Genomic DNA, 1,948 nt, shown 5'->3' on the forward strand with positions numbered 1-1,948 from the left:
GGTCGGGTAGCCGGGAGGAACTTCCCCTCCCGGCCCCCACGGATCCCGGCGTGAACCTCTCGGTTCACCGGGCTCTTGTCATCTTGTTCGCCAGGCGGAGGGGATCCATTGCCAGTGCGCGAACATGCGGGGATACGCGCGCGTGATCCCTTTGTAGGCGCTGCGGGCTTTCTTGATCGTCTTGAGCCGCCGATGCTTCTTCTGGATCCAGCGCACCAGGTAGGCGTTGATGCGCCCGAGCAGCGGATAAAGCGCGGAGCGATAAAACGCCCCGTAGTACCGCATCCAACCCGCCACGATCGGGTTGATCGTGCGGGCGAGTCGGCCGAAGGTCGAGCCGATCCGCCGATGCAGCCGCCAGGAGCGGACATCCCGGCTGATCTTCTTCAGGGCGTCCTTGCTGATCGCGGGCATGAACCGCACGAACAGCGTGCCGTCCTTGCGCCGCGCTGTGCGCGCCTGGAACGTGAACCCCAGGAAGGTGAAGGCGGTGTCGTCGTACGTTCGGCACCGACTACCGTCCCGGCAGTACACGATCTTCGTTTTGGCCGGGTGCAGCGCGAGCCCCACCTCGGTCATGCGTTCCCGCAGCGCCGCCAGGACCTGGTGGGCCTGACGTTCGGTGACGCAGTGCACGACCGCGTCATCGGCGTACCGCTCAAAGGTGACCGTCGGGAACTCCCGGACCAGCCACGTATCGAGCGCATAATGCAGGAACAGGTTGGCGAGCACGGGCGAGACCGCTGACCCTTGCGGGGTGCCTCGGTCCCGCTTGGCAAGGTTGCCGTCGGGTTGCTGAAGCGGGGCGGTAAGCCACCTTCGCACATACAGCAGTACCCACGGCGCGGAGGTGTGCGCTTCCACCGCCTTGACCAGCAGGTCATGCCGAACGGAGTCGAAGAATTTCTGGACGTCGAGGTCGATCACCCAGTCTTTCTTCCAGCACCGCTCCCGGCATTTCTCGACTGCGTCGAGCGCTGATTTTTCCGGACGATAGCCATAGGAGTCCGGATGGAACACCGGTTCCACCCGTTCTTCCAAATGCATGGCGACCACCGTCTGCGCAACCCGGTCAGCCACGGTCGGCACCCCGAGTATTCTCGTGCCGCCGCCGTGCTGCTTCGGTATTTCCACCGCTTTGACCGGTGGTGGAAAATAGGTTCCTGACGACATCCGATTCCAGATCTTATAGAGGTTGTTCTTCAGATCCTTCTCGAACTCCCCGACGGTCACCCCGTCCACTCCCGGTCCGCCCTTGTTCTCCTTGACCTTCTCCCAGGCTCGGAGGACATCCCACTTCGAGATATCGAACGGCTTGCCTTTTGACTTCAGCTCGCTCACGCGACTCCTCCCCGGCCTGAGCCCGGTTGATCGAACAAGCAACAGCCACAGATGACCTGGCCCCTTGACTCCACCCCCACCGCGCTTAGCAGGAGCTTCACAGCTACTACGGGCCAGTCCGCCAGCGTGTCCGGCGACGGTACTCAATCCCTCACGGGTTCTCCGCTTGGGACGCTCCCTCTCACCCGCCACAATCAGCAGGTTGTTTCCGGGCACGCCTTCTCACGTTCCACGCAAGAGCAGCAGATCAGGCTCACGCCGCCTCCATGCCGGACACCACCTGGCCAGTAAGCGGGCACCCGCCAGGCTTATCCCAAGGCCCCTGAAGACCCAGGTTTTGATGCCATCCATTCAATTTCGACACTTCAACAGCGAACCCCGAAGGGTTTTCAGCGCAACGTCTTCCCGATCCCCACCTGACGTCTCCAACGGACGCCTTTTCCCTCTCGCTCAGCACGACAGTCTTCAGCTAACGCACCAGAGGGCGGTTTAACGCCTCCCCCACGCAGGGCGACGCTGGAGGGCCAAGAATCCTCCATCTCTTACGCAGCACCACATCAAGAAACTGCGCCTACACCAGCAGCTCCTTTCGGCGTTCGTGACACAC

The 1,948-nt window shown here is 62.4% G+C and carries 1 protein-coding gene; it reads right to left on the reverse strand.

Translation table 11 applies throughout. The features are described 5' to 3' along the window. Positions 1-78: 78 nt before the first annotated feature. The gene (gene ltrA / locus AB0M95_RS40890; protein ID WP_363777149.1) at positions 79-1,341 is read right to left on the reverse strand and encodes a group II intron reverse transcriptase/maturase; all 1,263 of its coding nucleotides are present in this window, start codon (positions 1,339-1,341) and stop codon (positions 79-81) included. Positions 1,342-1,948: the final 607 nt, after the last annotated feature.

The organism is Sphaerisporangium sp. NPDC051017, assembly GCF_040683095.1.
In the GTDB taxonomy this organism is placed as follows: domain Bacteria; phylum Actinomycetota; class Actinomycetes; order Streptosporangiales; family Streptosporangiaceae; genus Sphaerisporangium.